Origin of the sequence: Kineococcus auxinigenes (genome assembly GCF_050871525.1) — a bacterium.
In the GTDB taxonomy this organism is placed as follows: Bacteria; Actinomycetota; Actinomycetes; order Actinomycetales; family Kineococcaceae; genus Kineococcus.
This window is the reverse complement of the sequence record NZ_JBKBCT010000032.1, coordinates 1-18,093: the sequence shown is the minus strand read 5'-3', so window position 1 is coordinate 18,093 and position 18,093 is coordinate 1. Positions and strand designations below refer to the sequence as shown.

At 74.8% G+C, this 18,093-nt stretch carries 18 protein-coding genes and 1 pseudogene; 11 read left to right on the top strand and 8 right to left on the bottom strand.

Annotated features, from left to right (window positions below; genetic code table 11):
* Positions 1 to 35 precede the first annotated feature (35 nt).
* The 4 genes from ACRYR9_RS10720 (at position 36) to ACRYR9_RS10705 (ending at position 3,615) form a co-directional block, all read left to right on the top strand.
* Positions 36 to 638 carry a response regulator transcription factor gene (locus ACRYR9_RS10720; RefSeq protein WP_432495438.1) on the top strand — a complete coding sequence of 201 codons (603 nt, stop codon included), beginning with the start codon at positions 36 to 38 and terminating at the stop codon, positions 636 to 638.
* Positions 639 to 696: 58 nt separating this feature from the next.
* Positions 697 to 2,049 carry an HRDC domain-containing protein gene (locus ACRYR9_RS10715; RefSeq protein ID WP_432495440.1) on the top strand — a complete coding sequence of 451 codons (1,353 nt, stop codon included), beginning with the start codon at positions 697 to 699 and terminating at the stop codon, positions 2,047 to 2,049.
* Positions 2,050 to 2,176: 127 nt separating this feature from the next.
* Complete coding sequence (locus ACRYR9_RS10710) at positions 2,177 to 2,632, top strand: ATP-binding protein (protein WP_432495442.1); 456 nt, start codon at positions 2,177 to 2,179, stop codon at positions 2,630 to 2,632.
* Positions 2,633 to 2,742: 110 nt separating this feature from the next.
* Positions 2,743 to 3,615 (top strand): hypothetical protein, encoded by an 873-nt coding sequence (locus ACRYR9_RS10705; protein WP_432495444.1) that lies wholly within the window; start codon positions 2,743 to 2,745, stop codon positions 3,613 to 3,615.
* 33 nt (positions 3,616 to 3,648) lie between these two features.
* Here ACRYR9_RS10705 and dxs read toward each other — a convergent pair whose 3' ends face one another.
* The 4 genes from dxs to ACRYR9_RS10685 all read right to left on the bottom strand — a co-directional run bounded on the left by dxs (position 3,649) and on the right by ACRYR9_RS10685 (position 8,307).
* The gene (dxs, locus tag ACRYR9_RS10700) at positions 3,649 to 5,568 is read right to left on the bottom strand and encodes a 1-deoxy-D-xylulose-5-phosphate synthase (protein ID WP_432495446.1); all 1,920 of its coding nucleotides are present in this window, start codon (positions 5,566 to 5,568) and stop codon (positions 3,649 to 3,651) included.
* A gap of 188 nt (positions 5,569 to 5,756) precedes the next feature.
* Positions 5,757 to 6,137, bottom strand: a complete 381-nt coding sequence (locus ACRYR9_RS10695; protein ID WP_432495448.1) for a hypothetical protein — start codon at positions 6,135 to 6,137, stop codon at positions 5,757 to 5,759.
* A gap of 45 nt (positions 6,138 to 6,182) precedes the next feature.
* The gene (locus tag ACRYR9_RS10690; RefSeq protein ID WP_432495450.1) at positions 6,183 to 7,253 is read right to left on the bottom strand and encodes an NAD(P)-dependent alcohol dehydrogenase; all 1,071 of its coding nucleotides are present in this window, start codon (positions 7,251 to 7,253) and stop codon (positions 6,183 to 6,185) included.
* A 61-nt stretch (positions 7,254 to 7,314) separates the two neighbouring features.
* The gene (locus ACRYR9_RS10685) at positions 7,315 to 8,307 is read right to left on the bottom strand and encodes a LacI family DNA-binding transcriptional regulator (protein WP_432495452.1); all 993 of its coding nucleotides are present in this window, start codon (positions 8,305 to 8,307) and stop codon (positions 7,315 to 7,317) included.
* A 251-nt stretch (positions 8,308 to 8,558) separates the two neighbouring features.
* On the opposite strand from ACRYR9_RS10685, the gene ACRYR9_RS10680 reads away from it, so the two are divergent.
* The 5 genes from ACRYR9_RS10680 to ACRYR9_RS10660 all read left to right on the top strand — a co-directional run bounded on the left by ACRYR9_RS10680 (position 8,559) and on the right by ACRYR9_RS10660 (position 14,228).
* Positions 8,559 to 9,857 carry an ABC transporter substrate-binding protein gene (locus ACRYR9_RS10680; RefSeq protein WP_432495454.1) on the top strand — a complete coding sequence of 433 codons (1,299 nt, stop codon included), beginning with the start codon at positions 8,559 to 8,561 and terminating at the stop codon, positions 9,855 to 9,857.
* A complete protein-coding gene (locus tag ACRYR9_RS10675) occupies positions 9,857 to 10,789 on the top strand; it encodes a carbohydrate ABC transporter permease (protein ID WP_432495456.1) in 933 nt (310 codons plus the stop codon). Before ACRYR9_RS10680 ends, ACRYR9_RS10675 begins: the two co-directional genes overlap by 1 nt.
* On the top strand, positions 10,789 to 11,685 hold the full coding sequence (locus ACRYR9_RS10670; RefSeq protein ID WP_432495458.1) for a carbohydrate ABC transporter permease: 897 nt from the start codon (positions 10,789 to 10,791) through the stop codon (positions 11,683 to 11,685). Before ACRYR9_RS10675 ends, ACRYR9_RS10670 begins: the two co-directional genes overlap by 1 nt.
* Before the next feature lie 44 nt (positions 11,686 to 11,729).
* The gene (locus tag ACRYR9_RS10665; RefSeq protein ID WP_432495460.1) at positions 11,730 to 13,787 is read left to right on the top strand and encodes a beta-galactosidase; all 2,058 of its coding nucleotides are present in this window, start codon (positions 11,730 to 11,732) and stop codon (positions 13,785 to 13,787) included.
* Positions 13,788 to 13,979: 192 nt separating this feature from the next.
* Positions 13,980 to 14,228, top strand: coding sequence for a hypothetical protein (locus tag ACRYR9_RS10660; RefSeq protein ID WP_432495462.1), 249 nt, complete (start codon positions 13,980 to 13,982; stop codon positions 14,226 to 14,228).
* A gap of 195 nt (positions 14,229 to 14,423) precedes the next feature.
* Here the strand turns inward: ACRYR9_RS10660 and ACRYR9_RS10655 are convergent, their stop codons facing one another.
* A complete protein-coding gene (locus tag ACRYR9_RS10655) occupies positions 14,424 to 14,903 on the bottom strand; it encodes a GNAT family N-acetyltransferase (RefSeq protein ID WP_432495464.1) in 480 nt (159 codons plus the stop codon).
* Between the two features lie 89 nt (positions 14,904 to 14,992).
* The gene (locus ACRYR9_RS10650) at positions 14,993 to 16,363 is read right to left on the bottom strand and encodes an RNA polymerase sigma factor (protein WP_432495466.1); all 1,371 of its coding nucleotides are present in this window, start codon (positions 16,361 to 16,363) and stop codon (positions 14,993 to 14,995) included.
* 133 nt (positions 16,364 to 16,496) lie between these two features.
* Here ACRYR9_RS10650 and ACRYR9_RS10645 point away from each other — a divergent pair, with 133 nt between their 5' ends.
* Both ACRYR9_RS10645 and ACRYR9_RS10640 read left to right on the top strand, forming a co-directional pair.
* The gene (locus ACRYR9_RS10645) at positions 16,497 to 16,964 is read left to right on the top strand and encodes an acyl-CoA thioesterase (protein ID WP_432495468.1); all 468 of its coding nucleotides are present in this window, start codon (positions 16,497 to 16,499) and stop codon (positions 16,962 to 16,964) included.
* 193 nt (positions 16,965 to 17,157) lie between these two features.
* Complete coding sequence (locus ACRYR9_RS10640) at positions 17,158 to 17,415, top strand: hypothetical protein (RefSeq protein ID WP_432495470.1); 258 nt, start codon at positions 17,158 to 17,160, stop codon at positions 17,413 to 17,415.
* A gap of 156 nt (positions 17,416 to 17,571) precedes the next feature.
* Here the strand turns inward: ACRYR9_RS10640 and ACRYR9_RS10635 are convergent, their stop codons facing one another.
* Positions 17,572 to 17,823 carry a hypothetical protein gene (locus ACRYR9_RS10635; RefSeq protein ID WP_432495472.1) on the bottom strand — a complete coding sequence of 84 codons (252 nt, stop codon included), beginning with the start codon at positions 17,821 to 17,823 and terminating at the stop codon, positions 17,572 to 17,574.
* A 74-nt stretch (positions 17,824 to 17,897) separates the two neighbouring features.
* Positions 17,898 to 18,093, bottom strand: a pseudogene (locus tag ACRYR9_RS10630) (hypothetical protein); the annotation flags it as partial.

Sequence of the window (18,093 nt, the reverse complement as noted above, 5' to 3'; positions counted from 1 at the left end):
GGAGGCGGGCGCCCAGTTCCTTCAGGAGGACGACGGTGACTGCGCTCGTCGAACGCCCTGGGATGGCCGTCCCGTCCCGCCTCGGCCGCTTCGCCGCTCTCGTCGCGGTCGCCGACCCCGTGGTGCGCGAGTCCGTGACCCGGACGCTGCGCATGCTGGGCGCGGTGAACGTCGAGCACGCCGGCAGCGTGGCCCAGGCCCGCGCCATGGCCCGCACCGGCCCGCGCGCGCTGTTCATCGCCGACGCCGGCCTGCCCGACGGCTCCGGGGCCCAGCTGGTCTCGGAGCTGCGCGCGGCGGGCTGGAACCGCTGCGTGGTGCTGTCCAGCAACGCGGACCCGTTCGCGGTGCGCGGCGCGGTGGCCGCGGGCGTGCGCTGCTACCTGGTGACCACCCGCCCGGAGGGCACCGGCTTCGAGGGCCGCACCGGCGAGTCCGGCGTGGACAGCCTGTCCGAGCGCGAGGTCGAGGTGCTCCAGCACGTCGCCGACGGCCGTTCCAACAAGGACACCGGCGCACTGCTGGGTCTGTCGGCGCTGACGGTGAAGAGCCACCTGGCGCGCATCGCCCGCAAGCTGGGCACCGGCGACCGTGCCGAGATGGTCGCCATCACCCTGCGGGCCGGCGTGATCCAGTGAGGTGAGCCGGCGGCGCCCCACCGCACGCGCCCCGACCGGCGGCACGTACGGTGGGCGCGTGCCGGTCGGGAGGGGAGAACCAGGGACCCAGCCGCCGGCGGAGGTGGGCGCGGACGCCGCGCCCGAGGCCCCCGCCGTCGAGCTGCCGCTGCTCGACGCCCCGGCGCAGGGCCTGCCGCCCGTCGTGACCGACGAGGCCGCCCTGGCCCGGGTGGTGGCCGCGATGGCCGCCGGCACCGGCCCGGTGGCCGTGGACGCCGAGCGCGCCTCGGGGTACCGGTACGGCCAGCGCGCCTTCCTGGTGCAGCTGCGCCGCGCCGGCGCGGGCACCGCCCTGATCGACCCCACCGCCCTGCCGGACCTGTCCGCGCTGGGCGAGGCGCTGGCGGGGGCGGAGTGGGTGCTGCACGCCGCCACCCAGGACCTGCCGTGCCTGGCGGAGCTGGGGATGCGGCCGGTCACCCTGTTCGACACCGAGCTGGGCTCGCGCCTGGCGGGACTGCCCCGGGTGGGCCTGGGCGCGGTGGTCGAGGAGCTGCTGGGCCTGCGGCTGGCGAAGGAGCACTCGGCGGTGGACTGGTCCACCCGTCCGCTGCCGGAGCCGTGGCTGACGTACGCGGCGCTGGACGTGGAGGTCCTCGTCCAGGTCCGCGACGCGCTGGCCGGGCGCCTGGCGGAGCAGGGCAAGCTGGAGTGGGCCCGCGAGGAGTTCGCCGCGATCGCCGACGCGCCGCCGCCGGTGCCGCCCGCCGAGCCGTGGCGCCGCGTGTCCGGCCTGCACGCGGTGCGCTCGCGCCGGCAGCTGGCCGTGGTGCGCGAGCTGTGGCTGGCCCGCGACGCGGAGGCGCGCCGCCGCGACACCTCCCCGGGCCGGTTGCTGCCGGACTCCGCGATCGTCGCCGCCGCGCGCGCGATGCCCCGTTCCGCGCAGGCCCTGGCCGCCACGGGCGGGTTCACGGGGCGCGCCTCGCGCACCCGGCTGGAGCTGTGGGCGGCGGCGGTGGCCCGCGGACTGGCGCTGCCGGACGCCGAGCTGCCCCAGCACGCGGTGCGCGGGGACGCTCCCCCGCCGCCGCGCACGTGGGCGGCCAAGCACCCCGAGGCCGCGGCCCGGCTGGCCGCCGCGCGGGCCGCGGTGACCGCGATCGCCGACCGGCACGCCGTCCCCGTGGAGAACCTGCTGCAGCCGGACGCGCTGCGGCGCCTGGCCTGGCAGCCGCCGCGCCCGCTGGACGCGGTGGCCGTCGCCGGGGCGCTGCGCGAGCGGGGCGCGCGCCGGTGGCAGGTGGAGCTGGTCGCCGCGGCGGTGACCACCGCCCTGGTGGAGGCCGAGGCGGCGGTCGCGGAGGCCGCGCGGGCCGAGGCGGCCGCCGGCGAGGAACCGCCGGCGCCGGCCGGTCAGGACGGCTGAACGCCCGCTGGGCGGGACGTGCGTCTCGCTCGCTGGACACGCTCACCTTGCCGCTGCCGGGAGGCTGCGGAACCCTGGACCGAACGGTGACGACGACGCCACCGGTCCCGAGGGGTGGAGGTGGGCGGTGGAGCGCCTCACGCTGGACGAGCAGCTGTCCGCAGCGTCCATGGCACGGCACTGGGTGTGCGAGAGGTGCCCCAGCGAGCACCTGCCGGAGGCGCGGCGCTGGATCGCGGAGCTGCTGACCAGTGAGCTGGTCTCCAACGCGCTGGAGCACGGCAGCGGGCCCGTGGTGCTGACGATGACGCACGACGAGGAGGGCATCGTGGTGGGCATCTCCGACGGGGACGCCAGGGTGCCGGCGCTGCGCACGCAGCAGCCCGGGGCCACGGAGGGGCGCGGCATCGCCCTGGTGGACGCCCTGTCCACGGCGTGGGGCGTCTACCGCAACCAGCAGCCCGACCCCGCAGCGGCGGGCGGTGTGGACGTGCGGGTCAGCTGGCCGCAGCCCGACGAGGACGACACCCGCTCGGGCGCCGCCACGGGCAAGACCGTCTGGTTCCACCTGGCGACCCGCTGAGCGCGCTGCGTCAGCCGGGGCCCCCGGTGGGAGGCGCCGGCTGACCCGTTCGGCGCAACGGGGCCCGCGCCGGCGCGGCGCGCCGGGCGCCGTGGCCTACGGTCGCGGGCGTGAGCCACGGTCAGCCGCCACCCGTCCGGGCGTTCCTGCGGCGCTGCGTGCTGGCGGTCAGCGTGCTCGACGAGGTGGACGTGGACCCCGACGACACCGGGGTGCACCTGCCCGGCTGCGCCCCGCTGGCGTGGTCGCAGGTGGCCGCGGCGGCGGGCCCGCTGCCCGGTGACGCCGCTGCGCTGCCCGGCTCCGCCCCGGGTGCCGAGCCGGGCGGCGCGGCGCGGCTGCGGGTGCGCCAGCTGCTGCTGGCGCACCGGGAGCTGCACCGCTCCCGCGCGCGGCGGGTGGCGCTGGCCGTCCCCCGCGGGGCTGACCGGCACCCCGGGCCCGGGTGGGTGGCCGCGCCGGTGCTCGGGGGGGCGCTGGACCTGGGGCCGGGCGTCGTCGTGGCCCACGACGGGCGCGAACGCACCCTGCCGGCGCCGGCGGCGTCGGCGCACGCCACCGGTGCGGACGCAGGGCTGGACCCGGGACAGCGCGAGCACCTGGAGGCGATGGGTGCCCTGGCCGCGCAGCGGCTCCGGCGAGACTCCGGTGCCCGCGGCGGCGGGGTCCTGCGCCCGGTGGGCGGCTGCGACGTGCCGACGCTGCTGGCGGCGGCGAGCCTGCGCGAGCACCTGGTCGCCGCGCCGGACGGTGCGCCGGGCCCCGTGCTGCGCGCGGTGGCGGTGCCCGACCGCACCCGCGGCTGGTTCGACCTGGCGCGGGTGGACCCGGCGTTCGTGGTGGCGGCGTGGGCGGTGACGGACCCGGCGGACCGGGGCCTGCGCCGGCCCGTGCTGGTCACGCGCGAGGAGGTCGCACCGGCCCCCACCGCGCCGGACCTGCGCGACGCCGCCGGCCTGGCGCGGGCGGTGCTGGAGCTGTAGCCCGCGGCGGGCGGGCCGGACGGTGGTGCCGCGTCAGGCCGTGGTGCCCGGCGCGCTGGGGGCGGGGGTGTCGGCGCGGGCGCTGCGGGCCACGGACTCCACGATGGTGCGGGCCACCGCCTGCGGCGCCAGGCCCACCTCGTCCAGGATCGCCTCGCGCGAGCCGTGGTCCAGGAAGCGCTGCGGCAGGGCGAAGGTGAGCACGGGGGTGCTCACGGACCGGCTGCGCAGCTCCTGCCCGAGCGCCCAGCCCAGCCCGCCGACCTCGCCGCCGTCCTCCATGACCGCGACGTGCTGGTGGCTGGCGGCCAGCTCCACCAGGGCGTCCTCGACCGGGACCACCCAGCGCGGGTCCACCACGCTCACCCCGACGCCGTGGGCGCGCAGGCGGGCGGCGACGTCGAGGGCGCGCGGCACCAGGGAGCCGACCGCGACGAGCAGCACGTCGTCGCCGTGCGCCCACTGCGGGCCCTCCAGGACGTCCACGGCCCCGGTGCGGGCGATGGCCGGCAGGTCCGCGGGCACCTTGCCCTTGCTGAAGCGCAGCACGGTGGGGGCGTCCTGCACGGCGACGGCCTCGCGCAGCTCCTCGCGCAGCGTGGTGGCGTCGCGGGGCGCGGCCAGGCGCAGGCCCGGCACGATCCGGCAGATGCTCATGTCCCACATGCCGTGGTGGCTGGCGCCGTCGGGACCGGTGACGCCGGCGCGGTCCAGGACGAACGTGACGCCCGCCCGGTGCAGCGCGACGTCGAGGAGCACCTGGTCGAAGGCGCGGTTGAGGAAGGTGGCGTAGACGGCGACGACGGGGTGCAGGCCGCCGGCGGCCATGCCGGCGGCCGAGGTGACGGCGTGCTGCTCGGCGATGCCGACGTCGAAGACCCGCTCGGGGTGGGCGCGCGCGAACGGCTCCAGCCCCACGGGCAGGCGCATGGCCGCGGTGATGCCCACGACGTCGCGGCGGGCCTCGCCGAGGGCGGCCATCTCGTCGGCGAACACGCTGGTCCAGGAGGAGCCGGAGCTGGCCTGGGCCTCGCCGGTCTCGGGGTCGATGACGCCGACGGCGTGGAAGTGGTCGGCGCTGTCGTCCAGGGCGGGCTTGTAGCCGCGGCCCTTCTGCGTGATGGCGTGCACGATGACGGGCCCGCCGTAGGAACGGGCGCGGCGCAGGGCGTGCTCGACGGCCTCGACGTCGTGCCCGTCGACGGGGCCGACGTACTTCAGGCCCAGGTCCTCGAACAGCCCCTGCGGGGCGACGATGTCCTTGATGCCCTTCTTCATGCCGTGCAGGGTCTCGTAGGCCAGCCGGCCGGGGGCGCCGCCGCGGCGCAGCGACTGCTTGCCCCAGTCGAGCAGCTTCTCGTACTCGCGGGTGGTGCGCAGGGTCGCCAGGTGCGAGGCCATGCCGCCGATGGTGGGGGCGTAGGAGCGCTCGTTGTCGTTGACGACGACGATCACGGGCCGCTCGGAGCCGGCGATGTTGTTCAGCGCCTCCCAGGCCATGCCGCCGGTCAGGGCGCCGTCGCCGATGACGGCCACGACGTGCCGGTCGCGCTCGCCGCGCAGCTCGAAGGCCTTGGCCAGCCCGTCGGCCCAGGACAGCGAGGTGGAGGCGTGGGAGTTCTCCACCACGTCGTGCTCGCTCTCGGCGCGCGAGGGGTAGCCGGACAGCCCGCCGGCCTCGCGCAGGTGGGCGAAGTCCTGCCGGCCGGTCAGCAGCTTGTGCACGTAGCTCTGGTGGCCGGTGTCGTACACGAGGCGGTCGTGCGGGGAGTCGAACACCCGGTGCAGGGCGATGGTCAGCTCGACCACGCCGAGGTTGGGCCCCAGGTGCCCGCCGGTGCGGCTGACGGCTGCGACGAGGAAGTCGCGCACCTCGGCAGCGAGCTGCGGCAGCTGCTCCGGGGGCAGGTGCTTGAGGTCCTCCGGCCCCTTGATGTTCTCGAGCAGCCCCATGCGGGGTGGCCTCCTGTACGCGCGTGCAGTGCGGTGGGCGGTGCTGTCCGGGTCGTTCCCCGGGGTGTCGTCGTCCGGGCGAGTGTAGGAGCCGCGTGCGACGTCAGCGCGCCCGACCGCACCCGCTCGGCGCACCGGCACAGGACCCGCACACGAACGCGCGCGGGCCGCGCACCGGCACGGTGGTGTCACAGCCGCGGCACGCTCTGCTCGCCGCGCAGGGACCGCTGCAGCAGGTCGACCGCGCGGGCCACCCGCCGCAGCCGCAGGTCCTCGCGCTCCAGGACGTCGAAGACGCGCGGGGCGACCTCCGGCGGCAGGTGCGCGGACAGGTCCGCACGGGCCGAGGAGGTGGCCCGGCGCACCGCCTCGCGCTGGGCGTCGACGTGGTGGCCGACCAGCCAGGCCAGCAGCAGCGGGTGGTGGCGCAGCGGCGGGTACCCGCGGTACTCCGGCGGCGCCTGGTCCAGCAGCCACGCCGACGCGGCGAGCCGCCACTCCCCCGCCCCGGGCGGCGGCACCTCCTGGGGCCAGCCCGGCGGGCCGTGCCGGCGCTCACGCGGTCCCACCGGCGCCCCCCAGGATCGAACGTGCGTTCGATCCTAGCCCGGCCCTCAGACGGCCGGCAGCGTCGAGGTGTCGATGACGAACCGGTAGCGCACGTCGGAGGCCACGACGCGCTCCCACGCCTCGTTGACCTGCTCGGCGCTGATGACCTCGACCTGCGCGGCGATGCCGTGCTCGGCGCAGAAGTCCAGCATCTCCTGGGTCTCGGCGATGCCGCCGATGTTGGAGCCGGCCAGGCTGCGGCGCGCGGGGATCAGCGAGAAGGCGCGCACCGACATGGGGTTCTCCGGCGCCCCCACCTCGACGAGGGTGCCGTTGCGGCGCAGCAGGCCCATGTGCGCGTCCAGGTCCAGGTTCGCCGAGACGGTGTTGATGATCAGGTCGAAGGTGCCGGCGAGCTGCCGGAACGTGTCGGGGTCGCTGGTGGCGTGGTAGGCGCTCGCCCCCAGCCGCAGGCCGTCCTCCTGCTTCTTCAGCGACTGCGACAGGACGGTGACCTCGCAGCCCTTGGCGGCGGCGATCTGCACCGCCATGTGGCCCAGGCCGCCCAGGCCGATGACGGCGACCTTGGTGCCGGGCCCGGCGCCCCAGTGGTTCAGCGGCGAGTACGTGGTGATGCCCGCGCACAGCAGCGGGGCCGCCACGTCCAGCTCCAGGCCGTCCGGGATGCGCAGCACGAAGTGCTCGTCGACGACGATCTGCTGGGAGTACCCGCCGGCGGTGGGCCGCCCGTCGGCGGGGTCGGTGCCGCCGTAGGTGCCGACCATGCCGGCGACCGTGCCGTTGCCCGTGCAGTACTGCTCCTCGCCGTCGCGGCAGGCCTCGCACTCGCGGCAGGAGCCCACCATGCAGCCGACGCCGACGCGGTCTCCGACCGCGTGCTTCGTCACCTCGGGGCCGACCTCGGCGACGACGCCGGCGATCTCGTGGCCGACGACGATCGGCCAGGCGACCGGGCCCCACTCGCCGCGGGCGGTGTGGATGTCGGAGTGGCAGATGCCGGCGTAGCGGATCTCGATGCGCACGTCGCGCGGGCCGACGTCGCGCCGCTCGATCGTGGTGGGCGCCAGGGGGCCGGTGGCGGACGGTGCGGCGTAGGCGCTGACGGTGGTGGTCACGGTCCCTCTTCCTGCGTGCGGGATGGAGGTCCGAGTCCAGCACGCCGGCGGCCCGCGCGCCTCACGGGGGCGGCGCGGTGCTGGCGCGGTCCACGAGGGGCGCGGACAGCAGCCGCACCTCCGGCGGGCGGGGCCCGTCCACGCGCTCCAGCAGCATCTCCACGGCGGCCCGGCCGATCTCGCCGGTGGGCACGTCCAGGCCGGTCAGGGGGTGCGTCGCGACCCCGGGGGCGCTGATGCTCACCAGCGAGAGGTCGTCCGGCACCCGAAGACCCTCCTCGGCCAGGGCCGCCAGCAGGTGGGGCAGGGCCGCCTCGTTGTGCACGAGCAGCGCGGTGGGGTCCGGCAGCTGCCGGCGCAGCGCGGCCAGGCAGGAGCGGGCCCCGGCCGGTGTCGCCTCGCAGGGCTCGCTCGCGGTCGCCGCACCGGCCCGGTCCGCCGCGGCGAGGAACCCCTCGCGCAGCCGGTCGGCGTACCCGGCGCGGCGGCGCACCGACGAGGGCGTGGCCCCGACCAGGCCGATGCGGCGGTGCCCCAGCGCGCTCAGGTGCGCCACGGCGCTGCGGGCCGCACCGGCGAAGTCGAAGTCCACGCAGGCCAGGCCCCGGGGCTCGCGCGGCACGCCGACGAGCACGGTCGGGCGGCCGAGGCGGGCCAGCACCCGCACGCGCGGGTCGTCGCTGCCGATGTCCAGCACGACGAGGCCGTCGACGAGCGAGGCCGACGTGACCCGTTCCAGGCCGGCGGTCTCCTCCTGCGTCAGCAGCAGGACGTCGTGATCGTGCGTGCGCGCCGTGGTGACGACGGCGCGCACGAACTGCATGACGACGCCGAGGTCGGCGCCCTGGTGCAGCGGCATCACGAGCGCGATCGCCCCCGTGCGGCGCGAGGCCAGCGCCCGGGCGCCGGCGTGCGGTCGGTAGCCCAGCTCGCCGATGGCCTTCTCGACGCGCGCACGGGTGGCCGCGGAGATGGCGCGCTTGCCGCTGAGCACGTAGGAGACGGTGCTGGCGGAGACACCGGCGGCACCGGCGACGTCGGCGATGGTGGCCACGCGGGTCCCCCTGTTCGCGCCGGTTCCGCAGCAGCCGTGCCGGCGGAGGGGCGGATCGTCGAAGCGCTTCTCCGAGGAAGCTACGCGTACCGCCCCTGGACAGGCAAGGACCGCTTGACGAGCGGTCCTGGGGAACGTACCTGCGCGGGGGAATCCTTGACAGGCGGGGGCACTACCTCGAAGCTCTAGCCTCGGCGCTGTCGAAGCGCTTCGCCAGCCAGCCGCTGGACACCCACGTCGAAGGAGATGTGATGAAGCGCAGGACGATCGCCAGCCTCGCAGCGGGGGCACTGGCCCTGTCCCTGACGGCCTGCTCGTCCGGGGAGCCCGGTGGCGGGACGGCCGCCGACGGCCCGATCACGCTGGAGTACTGGGCGTGGGGCACGGCGCAGGACGGGATGGTCGAGGCCTGGAACGCCTCCCACCCGGACGTGCAGGTCCGCAAGACCGACGCGGGCGGGTCCACCGACTCCAGCGCCAAGCTCCTGACGGCGACACGGGCCGGCAACGCCCCGGACGTGGCCGTCGTGCAGTACGACACCCTCCCGGCGATGATCGTCGGCGGCGTGGCGCAGGACGTCTCCGACCACGTCGACGGGGTCGCCGAGGAGTTCACCGACGGCGTGTGGAGCCAGGTGGAGTTCGACGGCGCCGTCTACGGCATCCCGCAGGACGTCGGCCCGCAAGCCATGGTCTACAACGCTGCGCGGTTCGCCGAGCTGGGCATCAGCGTGCCCACGACGTGGGAGGAGTTCCGCACCGTCGCCGAGCAGGTGCGTGCGAAGGACCCCGAGTCCACCCTGGCGACCTTCGCCCCCGGGGAGTTCGGGGCGTTCGCCGCCATGGCGCAGCAAGCCGGTTCGCAGTGGTGGACCGTGGACGGCGACGCGTGGCAGGTGAGCATCGACGACGAGACCTCGCGCGAGGTCGCGGCCTACTGGGAGGACCTCGTCGACCGCGGAGTCGTGGACGCCGAGCCGCTGCTGACCCCTGAGTGGAACGCGAAGCTGGCCGCCGGGAAGGTCCTGTCCTGGCCCTCGGCGCTGTGGGCCAACGGCGTCATCAACGGCGTGGTGCCCGAGCAGGCCGGGCAGTGGGCGCTGGCCCCCTTCCCGCAGTGGGAACCCGGGAACTCCGCGGTCTCCTTCCAGGGCGGGTCGGCGGTCGTGGTGACCACCTCCTCCGAGCACCCGGAGGAGGCGGCCGAGTTCGCGGCGTGGATCAACACCAGCGAGGAGGGCTCGGCTGCGCAGATCAGCGCGGGGCAGTACCCGGCCTCGCTGTCCGGGCAGGAGCTCACCCTCCAGAGCGATCCCCCGGTGCAGTCGCCGCAGCAGGCCGACTACTGGGAGGTCGCCCGGCGCATCGCGAGCGACACCGTCCCCGAGGTGAGCTGGGGCCCGAACGTCAACGTCGCCAACAGCGCCTTCCAGGACGCCTTCAACGACGCGGTGACCAACGGCACCTCGTTCACCGAGGCCCTCGCCGCGACCCAGGAGGCCGTGGTGGCGGACATGGAGAAGTCCGGCTTCACGGTCAGCGAGGGCTGATGAGCACCGCCGCAGCCCGGGACGCGGCGGCGCCCGCCCGACGGCGCCGCAGCCCGGCGCCGTACCTGTTCATGGCCCCTGGGCTGGTCCTGTTCACCGCCTTCCTGCTGATCCCCATCGGGTACGCGGTGTACCTCAGCCTCCGGGGCCTGCGGGTCAGCGGGCCCGGGCCGCTCGGCCGCCGGGAGGAGACGTTCGTCGGCCTGGACAACTACGCCGCCGCGCTGACCAGCAGCGACTTCCTGGAGGGCTTCGGGCGGCTGACGGTGTACGGGATCATCGCGGTGCCGATGACGCTGGGGCTGGCGCTGCTGTTCGCGCTGCTGCTGGACGCCACGACCACGCGGGCCAAGCGGTTCTCCCGCACGGCCATCTTCATCCCCTACGCGGTGCCGGGGGTGATCGCCTCGCTGCTGTGGGGGTTCCTGTACCTGCCGACCACGAGCCCCTTCAGCGACGTGACGCGGGCCCTGGGCCTGGGGGAGATCCCCTTCCTGTCCGGAGCACCGCTGTACGGGTCGGTCGCCAACATCGCGGTGTGGGGCGGCGTCGGCTTCAACATGATCATCATCTACACGTCGTTGCGCGGCATCCCCGCCGAGATCCAGGAGGCCGCCCGCATCGACGGTGCCTCCGAACTGCAGCTCGCCCTGCGCGTGAAGGTGCCCCTGGTGGTGCCGGCACTGGTCCTGACCGGCCTGTTCGCCCTCATCGGCACGCTGCAGGTGTACGGGGAGCCGACGACGCTGCGCCCCATGACGACGTCCATCTCCCAGACCTGGGTGCCCCTCATGACGATCTACCGCGACGCCTTCACCCGCGACGACCTCCCCCTGGCGGCGGCGGCGTCCGTGCTGCTGGCCGTGGGCACCCTCCTGGTGTCCGTGGTCCTGCTGCGCCTGACCCAGCGGCGTGCGTTCGGGGAGGCCTGATGGCCACCCTGCACGCGCCTGAGGCTCCCCGGCCCACCGCCCCCCGGGCGCTGACCCCGCACCGGGGGCGGGGCACGAGGGTCGTGCCCACGCTGGTGCTGCTGCTGGGTGCGGTGTACTGCCTGGTACCGGTCGCCTGGGTGCTCATCGCCTCGACGAAGTCGCCGGGGGAGCTGTTCTCCACCTTCACCTTCGCCCCGGGCACCGGGTTGCTGCAGAACCTGCGGGACCTCTTCGCCTACGGCGACGGCCAGTTCCTGGTCTGGGGGCTGAACAGCCTGGTGTTCGCCGGTGCCGGCGCCGTCCTGTCGACGCTGGTGTCCACCGCGTTCGGGTACGCGCTGGCCAAGTACGAGTTCCCGGGCCGCGACGCCGTCTTCTACGCCGTCCTGGGCGGCGTGCTGCTGCCCGGCATCACCCTGGCGATCCCGCAGTACCTGCTCATGACGAAGATCGGGCTGGCCGGGAGCTACTGGTCGGTGCTCCTGCCCTCGATCATCTCCCCGTTCGGCATCTACCTCTCGCGCGTGTACGCGTCCGCGGCGGTGCCCACCGAGACGCTCGAAGCCGCCCGCATCGACGGTGCGGGTGAGTGGCGGACCTTCACCGCGATCGCCGTTCCGATGCTCGTGCCCGGCATGGTGACGGTGTTCATGCTGCAGTTCGTCGGCATCTGGAACAACTTCCTGCTGCCCTTCGTGATGCTGTCGGACGAGCGCAGGTACCCGCTCACCGTGGGCCTGTACACGCTGCTGGCGAAGGGATCGGGCGAGCCGGCCCTGTACTCGCTGGCCGTCGTCGGCGCGGCCGCCTCCATCGTCCCGCTCATCGCTCTGCTCCTGCTGCTGCAGCGCTTCTGGCGCCTGGACCTCATCAGCGGCGGCCTGAAGGGCTGAGCCCTGCACCCCGTTCCCCGTCCTGACCCGTTCTGGAGAAACCCTTGCCCTCCCCCGCACGCCGCCTCAGCACCGACCGCCTCCTGTTCGGCGGCGACTACAACCCGGAGCAGTGGCCGCCGGAGGTGTGGGCCGAGGACGTCGCGCTGATGCAGCGGGCCGGGGTGAACGCCGCCACGATCGGCGTCTTCTCGTGGGCCGAACTGGAGCCCGAGGAGGGCGTGTACGAGTTCGGCTGGCTGGACCGCGTGTTCCGGACCCTGCACGACGGCGGCATCGGCGTCGTGCTGGCCACGCCGACGGCGTCCCCACCGCCGTGGTTCACCCGCGCCCACCCCGACGCGATGCCCGTCGGCCCGGACGGGGTGCGCCTGAGCCACGGCAGCCGCGACACGTACGCGGTCAGCGCACCCGCGTACCGCAGCGCCGCCCGCACGATCGCGCAGCGGCTGGCCGAGCGGTACGGCGAGCACCCCGCGCTGCTGGCGTGGCACGTGCACAACGAGTACGGCACGCTCGACTGGGGCGAGCACGCCGCGGCGGCGTTCCGCCGGTGGCTGCAGCGGCGCTACGGCTCGCTGACCGAGCTCAACCGGGCCTGGTACACGGCGTTCTGGTCGCAGCGGTACTCCTCCTGGGAGGACGTCCTGCCGCCGAGGGCGACGCAGTACATCGCCAACCCCGCGCACGCCCTGGACTTCAAGCGGTTCAGCTCCGACGAGATGCTGGACGCGATGCGCGAGCAGCGCGACGTGATCCGCGCGGCGGGCTCGACGGCCCCGGTGACGACGAACTTCATGCTGCCCACCTGGAACCACCTGGAGCAGTGGAGCTGGTCGGCGGAGCTGGACCTGGTGTCGGTGGACCACTACCTGGACACGGTCGGCCCGGACGGCGAGGCGCACGCCGCCTACGGTGCGGACCTGACGCGCTCCTTCGCCGGGGGCGGCCCGTGGCTGCTCATGGAGCAGAGCTCCACCAGTTCCACGGTGCCGGGGCGCCGGGCGCACAAGGCGCCGGACCGCGTCCTGCGCAACTCCCTGTCGTACGTGGCGCGCGGTTCGCAGGGGGCGTTGTTCTTCCAGTGGCGCGCACCGGCCGCCGGCTCGGAGGCCTGGCACGGCGGCATCGTCCCGCACGCCGGGGCGGGTTCCCGCTCGTTCCGGGGCTTCGAGGAGCTCGGCCGCGTCCTGGCCTCGATCGCCGAGGTGGCCGAACCGCCGGCCGACGGGCCGGTGGTCGAGGCGGACGTCGCCGTCCTCTGGCACGCGGAGGGCTGGTGGGCCACCGACACCAGCCAGCTGCCCAGCGACCTGCTCGACTACTCCACGGCCGTGCGCGCCGCCCACCGGGCGCTGTGGCAGGCCGGGTACGCGGTGGACTTCGCCGCCCCCGACGCGGACCTGTCCCGCTACCGCCTGGTCCTGGTGCCCAGCCTGTTCCCCGTCACGGACGAGGCGGTGCGCCGCCTGGGCGAGCACGTCACCGGCGGCGGGCACCTGGCGGTGTGGCCGTTCACCGGGTACGCCGACGCGGACCTGCACGTGGTCCCCGGCGGGTACCCCGGCCGGTTGCGCCACCTGCTGGGCCTGCGCGTGGAGGAGCTGCACCCCCTGGCGGCCGACGAGGAGGTGCAGCTGCACCAGGACGGCGAGGCGTCGCTGCGGGGCCGGGTGTGGAGCGAGCTCGTCGTGCCGGAAGGTGCCGAGGTGCTCGCCGCGTACGGCGGTGGCGAGCTGGCCGGTGAGGCGGCGCTGACCCGCCACCGCGTCGGCGGGGGCGTGGCGCACTACGTCTCCACGTTCCTGCAGGAGGACTCGCTGCGGCGGTGGCTGACCTCCGTGTGCGAGCAGGCCGGGGCGCGGCCGGTGCTGGACGGTCCCCTGCCCGAGCGCGTCGAGGTGGTCCGGCGGCGCGGTGCCGCGGGCGACCACCTGTTCGTGCTGAACCACTCGCACCAGGCGGTGCGGGTGACGGGCCCGGGCACGGACCTGCTGACGTCCGCCGGCGCGGAGCAGGGCCTGCGCGTGGAGGCCCTGGGGTGCGCGGTGCTGCGGACCGCTGCGCGCGACGGCTGGGCGGTCGAGCGACTGGACTCCTGAGCGGACGGCACGCCGGCCGGGAACCGTCGGGCGCCGCAGGGTTTCGGGCGGGTGAACTCCTGGGGCACGGTCCTCGACGGGGTTCCCCCGCGGGCTGCGAGGGCGCACTCTGGGAGGTGCTGTCCAGCAGGGTGCAGCCGCCGGGTGCCGTCCGTGGCGCTCGGCAGGGGTTCCTGTCCGAAGGAGGCCGGCGTGATCGAACCGCGCATCGTGCAGCGCCTGCGGGACGCTGCTGAGGACCACCGCGTGCACCCGGAGGCGCCGGTGCACCTGACCGTGCGGCTGGCCGACGGCCGCAGCGTGACCGGCACGCCCCTGGCCGTGGAGGACGGCGCCGTGTGGCTGCGGACGGTCCAGGACGAGGACGGCGCCGCCGTGGAGCTGGACTCCGTGCTGGACCTGCGCGTCGACGAGCACGACCAGACGGTGGCGGAGCACTAGCCGGCCACGGGGACGGCCGCGGCGCGGTGTGGAGCGAGTCCACCCTCGCCCGCCGGCTGGCGGCCGCCCGAGGGCGGCCGCGCGGTCCTCACGTGCCCGGCCGGGCCGTGCGGAGATCGTGGAACCACGCGTCCCAGGCGGGCAGCAGCAGATCGGTCAGCACCTCGTACCCGCCGGCCCCTGGGGTGGGCGCCGTCACCGGCGCGCACCTGCAGGCGCCATGTCGTACGTGATGACCGGGTTGCGCCGGGCGAGGCGGTCGTACAGCGCCTGGGCGGGGTTCGCCTCACCGGTCGTCCAGCGCACCGTGCTCCAACCGTGCCGTGTCGCCAGGGCGGCCAGGTGCTCCAGCAACGCGCCGGCACCCCCGCGGCCCCGCTGCCCCTCCTCGACGAACAGGTCGTCGAGCCAGCAGCCGGTGGAGCCGGCCAGGGGCCGCTCGAACAGCCGGTAGTGCGCCAGCCCGACGGGCTCCGCCCGCTCACCGGCGCGCAGCAGCAGGCACCTCGTCTGCGCGCCCGGGTCCTCGATCCACGACCAGACCCGGGCCAGGTGCCCGGCGCCGAGGTCCTCCCCGGCGACGGCCCCGTAGGCGCGGTACAGCCGTTCCCACGCGGCCCGGTCCTCGGCACGGGCAGGGGTCACGGCCCAGGGCGTGGTGTTCGAGGTGCTCACCGGGTCAGCCTCTCAACCCCGGGCGGGCGCGGCGGGCTTCGAACGTCGTCCGGGGGATCCGGCGTGGACGGGTGCGGCCCCGGCGCCGATCAGTCCAGGTAGTCGCGCAGCACCTGGCTGCGCGAGGGGTGGCGCAGCTTGGACATCGTCTTGGACTCGATCTGGCGGATCCGCTCACGCGTGACGCCGTAGACCTTGCCGATCTCGTCCAGCGTCTTCGGCCGCCCGTCGGTCAGCCCGAAGCGCATCGAGACCACGCCCGCCTCGCGCTCGGAGAGGGTGTCCAGCACCGAGTGCAGCTGCTCCTGCAGCAGCGTGAAGCTGACCGCGTCGAGAGCGACCACGGCCTGCGAGTCCTGGATGAGGTCACCGAGCTCAGAGCTCCCGTCCTCACCGAGGGGGGTGTGCAGCGAGATCGGCTCGCGGCCGTGCTTCTGGACCTCCACGACCTTCTCCGCGGTCATGTCGAGCTCCTTGGCGAGCTCCTCCGGAGTGGCCTCACGGCCCAGGTCGCTCAGGAACTGGCGCTGCACCCGGGCGAGGCGGTTCATCACCTCCACCACGTGCACCGGGATGCGGATGGTGCGGGCCTGGTCGGCCATCGCGCGGGTGATGGCCTGGCGGATCCACCACGTCGCGTAGGTGGAGAACTTGAAGCCCTTGGTGTAGTCGAACTTCTCCACCGCGCGGATCAGGCCCAGGTTGCCCTCCTGGATCAGGTCCAGGAAGAGCATGCCGCGGCCGGTGTAGCGCTTGGCCAGGGACACGACCAGGCGCAGGTTCGCCTCGAGCAGGTGGTTCTTGGCCCGGCGGCCGTCCTCGGCGATCCACCACAGCTCCCGCTCGGAGGCCCGGTCCCTCGTGCTCCCCGAGTGCAGGTGGTGCTCGGCGAACAGACCGGCCTCGATGCGCTGGGCGAGCTCGACCTCCTGGAGGGCGGTGAGCAGGGCGACCTTGCCGATGAGCTTGAGGTAGTCCTTGACCGGGTCCCCGCTGGCGCCGGCAGTGGTCAACTGCGCAGCGGGTGCACCTTCACCGTCGTCGTCCTCGCCGTCGGTGACGATGACCACTGCACTGCCCTGTTCGAGGCTGCTGTCGGCCGCAGCGGCCAGGGCCTCACCACGCGGCTCGTCCAGCACCTGCGTCGTCGGGGTCGGCCTCGTGCTCGGCGGCGTCGCGCGCGCCGCGACCGCTCCCGAGGCGTTCGCCGTCGTGCGGACGGCGCGACCGACGACGGGCGCACCTGCTGCACTCTCAGGAACCGTCACGATCACGCCGGCGTCGCTGAAGGCCCGCAGCACCGCCTTCACGCGCTTGAGCGGCAGCTGAGCGTCCTCGCACGCGCTGCGCACGTCGTGCGCGTCCACGAAACCGTCGGCACTCCCCTGCCGCAGCAGCTGCTGGAGCGGGTCCCGGCCGAGTTCCGCCGGCAGGGAGGGGGAGGTCGAGGGAGAGTGCACGCACTGCCTTTCGTCGAAGGGCTCACATGCACCCTGTGTTTCAGGCTGCAACGTGGACGGACGGTCAGGTATTCCCCGCCGCGCCGCACGACGTCCCTGCCCACCGACGCCCGGAGCCGGGCAGACTGCGCCCGTGAGCACCGTCGAAGACCTGCGGCCCCCGCACGCCGTGCCGGTCCCCACCCCGCTGCGCTGGTCGGACGTGGACGCCTTCGGGCACGTGAACAACACCGCCTTCCTGCGCTTCTTCGAGGACGCCCGCTTCACCGCGTTCCCCGCCGCGGGCGTGGGCACCGACGGGCGGATATCGACCCGTGCGCTGCTCGCGGTGCGCCACGAGGTGGAGTACCGCTCTCCGCTGATCTACGGCCGCCACCGGCTCACGATCCACGTCTGGGCGACCCGGTTGGGCAGCAGCAGCGTCGACGTGGCCTACCAGGCGGTCGCGCAGGAGGGCGATCAGGCGCTGGTGGCAGCAGTCGCCCGCAGCCGCATGGTCATGGTGGACGTCCCCTCCGGACGCCCCCGGCCCACGAGCGAGGACGAGCGCGCGCAGTTCACCGCCCACCTGGGCGCACCGGTGCAGTTCCGCGGCTGGTGACACCCGTGGCCCGCGGCGCTCCCGCGAGCGGCGCACGGACCCCCTCGACACGAGACCGCGGCCCGACCACCGGCCCGCTCCGGCGCTCGCCCGGCCTCGAAGCGCCCGAGGAGCCGGGACGGCCGGGGCCGACAGTTGAGATCCAGGTGCTGCTGCGGTCGCCGCCCACTGCGGAGCACGACAGGCTGTCGCCATGAGCCAGCACACCGAACTGCGCATGCGCGTGGGCCGCGAGACCGGGCACACCCTCCACCTGCGCCGCGGGGACGAGCCTTCCGACCTGGACGACTTCCTCGGCTCGGTGGCCACTCCGGAACTGGCGATGAAGATCGCCGAGGCGTGGAACGCCTACTGGGCGGAGCCGGACCCCGGTGAGGTGGGGATGGGCCGGGTCGATGAGGTCAAGGCGGAGGCAGCCGAGCGCGCGCAGCAGAGTGGTGTCGCCGGTTGAGGCGCCGTGCCGAGGTCGACGCCGGCGCCCGCCCCGGCACCACTGGTGACGCGGCTCGACCGCGGGCCGGAGGTGCCCCCAGCCGAGGATCCGCGGGTGCCGCGGGGTCCGGCGGCGGTCGGGCTCACCCCCCGACCGCGGACCCGGAGGCCCGGCTCAGGAGATCTTCACGCCCGCCGCCCGCATCCGCTTCTTGGCGCGCTGCGTGGATTCCTTGAAGGCCCGCTGCACCTTCACACCACGGCGCCGGAAACCGAGCAGGTCCATCGCGGCTTCGAGCACCTGGGCGTCCTGCGCCTTCACCCCGAGCCGGCCGTAGGCCAGGGCCACGGCCGCGTCGACCGCCTCCACCGGTGTCTGGTCCACGTTGGGGTGGGTTCCGCCGAGGCCGGCGGTGAAGGCGTTCACCGAACCCTCGGCGTCGGAAACGCTCCCCAGTCCCGGGGGCAGTTCGGCAGCGGCAGGGCTCTCGGGTTCGGTTTCTAGAGCAGTTTCGATTTGCGGTGCAGCCGTAGCCTCCGCCGCACCGGCTTCTTCTCGAGCGGCGCGCTCGGCTTCTTCTCGAGCGGCGCGCTCGGCTTCTTCTCGAGCGGCGCGCTCGGCTTCTTCTCGAGCGGCGCGCTCGGCTTCTTCTCGAGCGGCGCGCTCGGCTTCTTCTCGAGCGGCGCGCTCGGCTTC

Coding starts and splice junctions, on each gene's coding strand:
- ACRYR9_RS10675 (WP_432495456.1), top strand. CDS start 9,857: ATGAGCACCGCCGCAGCCCGGGACGCGGCGGCGCCCGCCCGACGGCGC.
- ACRYR9_RS10640 (WP_432495470.1), top strand. CDS start 17,158: ATGAGCCAGCACACCGAACTGCGCATGCGCGTGGGCCGCGAGACCGGG.
- ACRYR9_RS10680 (WP_432495454.1), top strand. CDS start 8,559: ATGAAGCGCAGGACGATCGCCAGCCTCGCAGCGGGGGCACTGGCCCTG.
- dxs (WP_432495446.1), bottom strand. CDS start 5,568: ATGGGGCTGCTCGAGAACATCAAGGGGCCGGAGGACCTCAAGCACCTG.
- ACRYR9_RS10670 (WP_432495458.1), top strand. CDS start 10,789: ATGGCCACCCTGCACGCGCCTGAGGCTCCCCGGCCCACCGCCCCCCGG.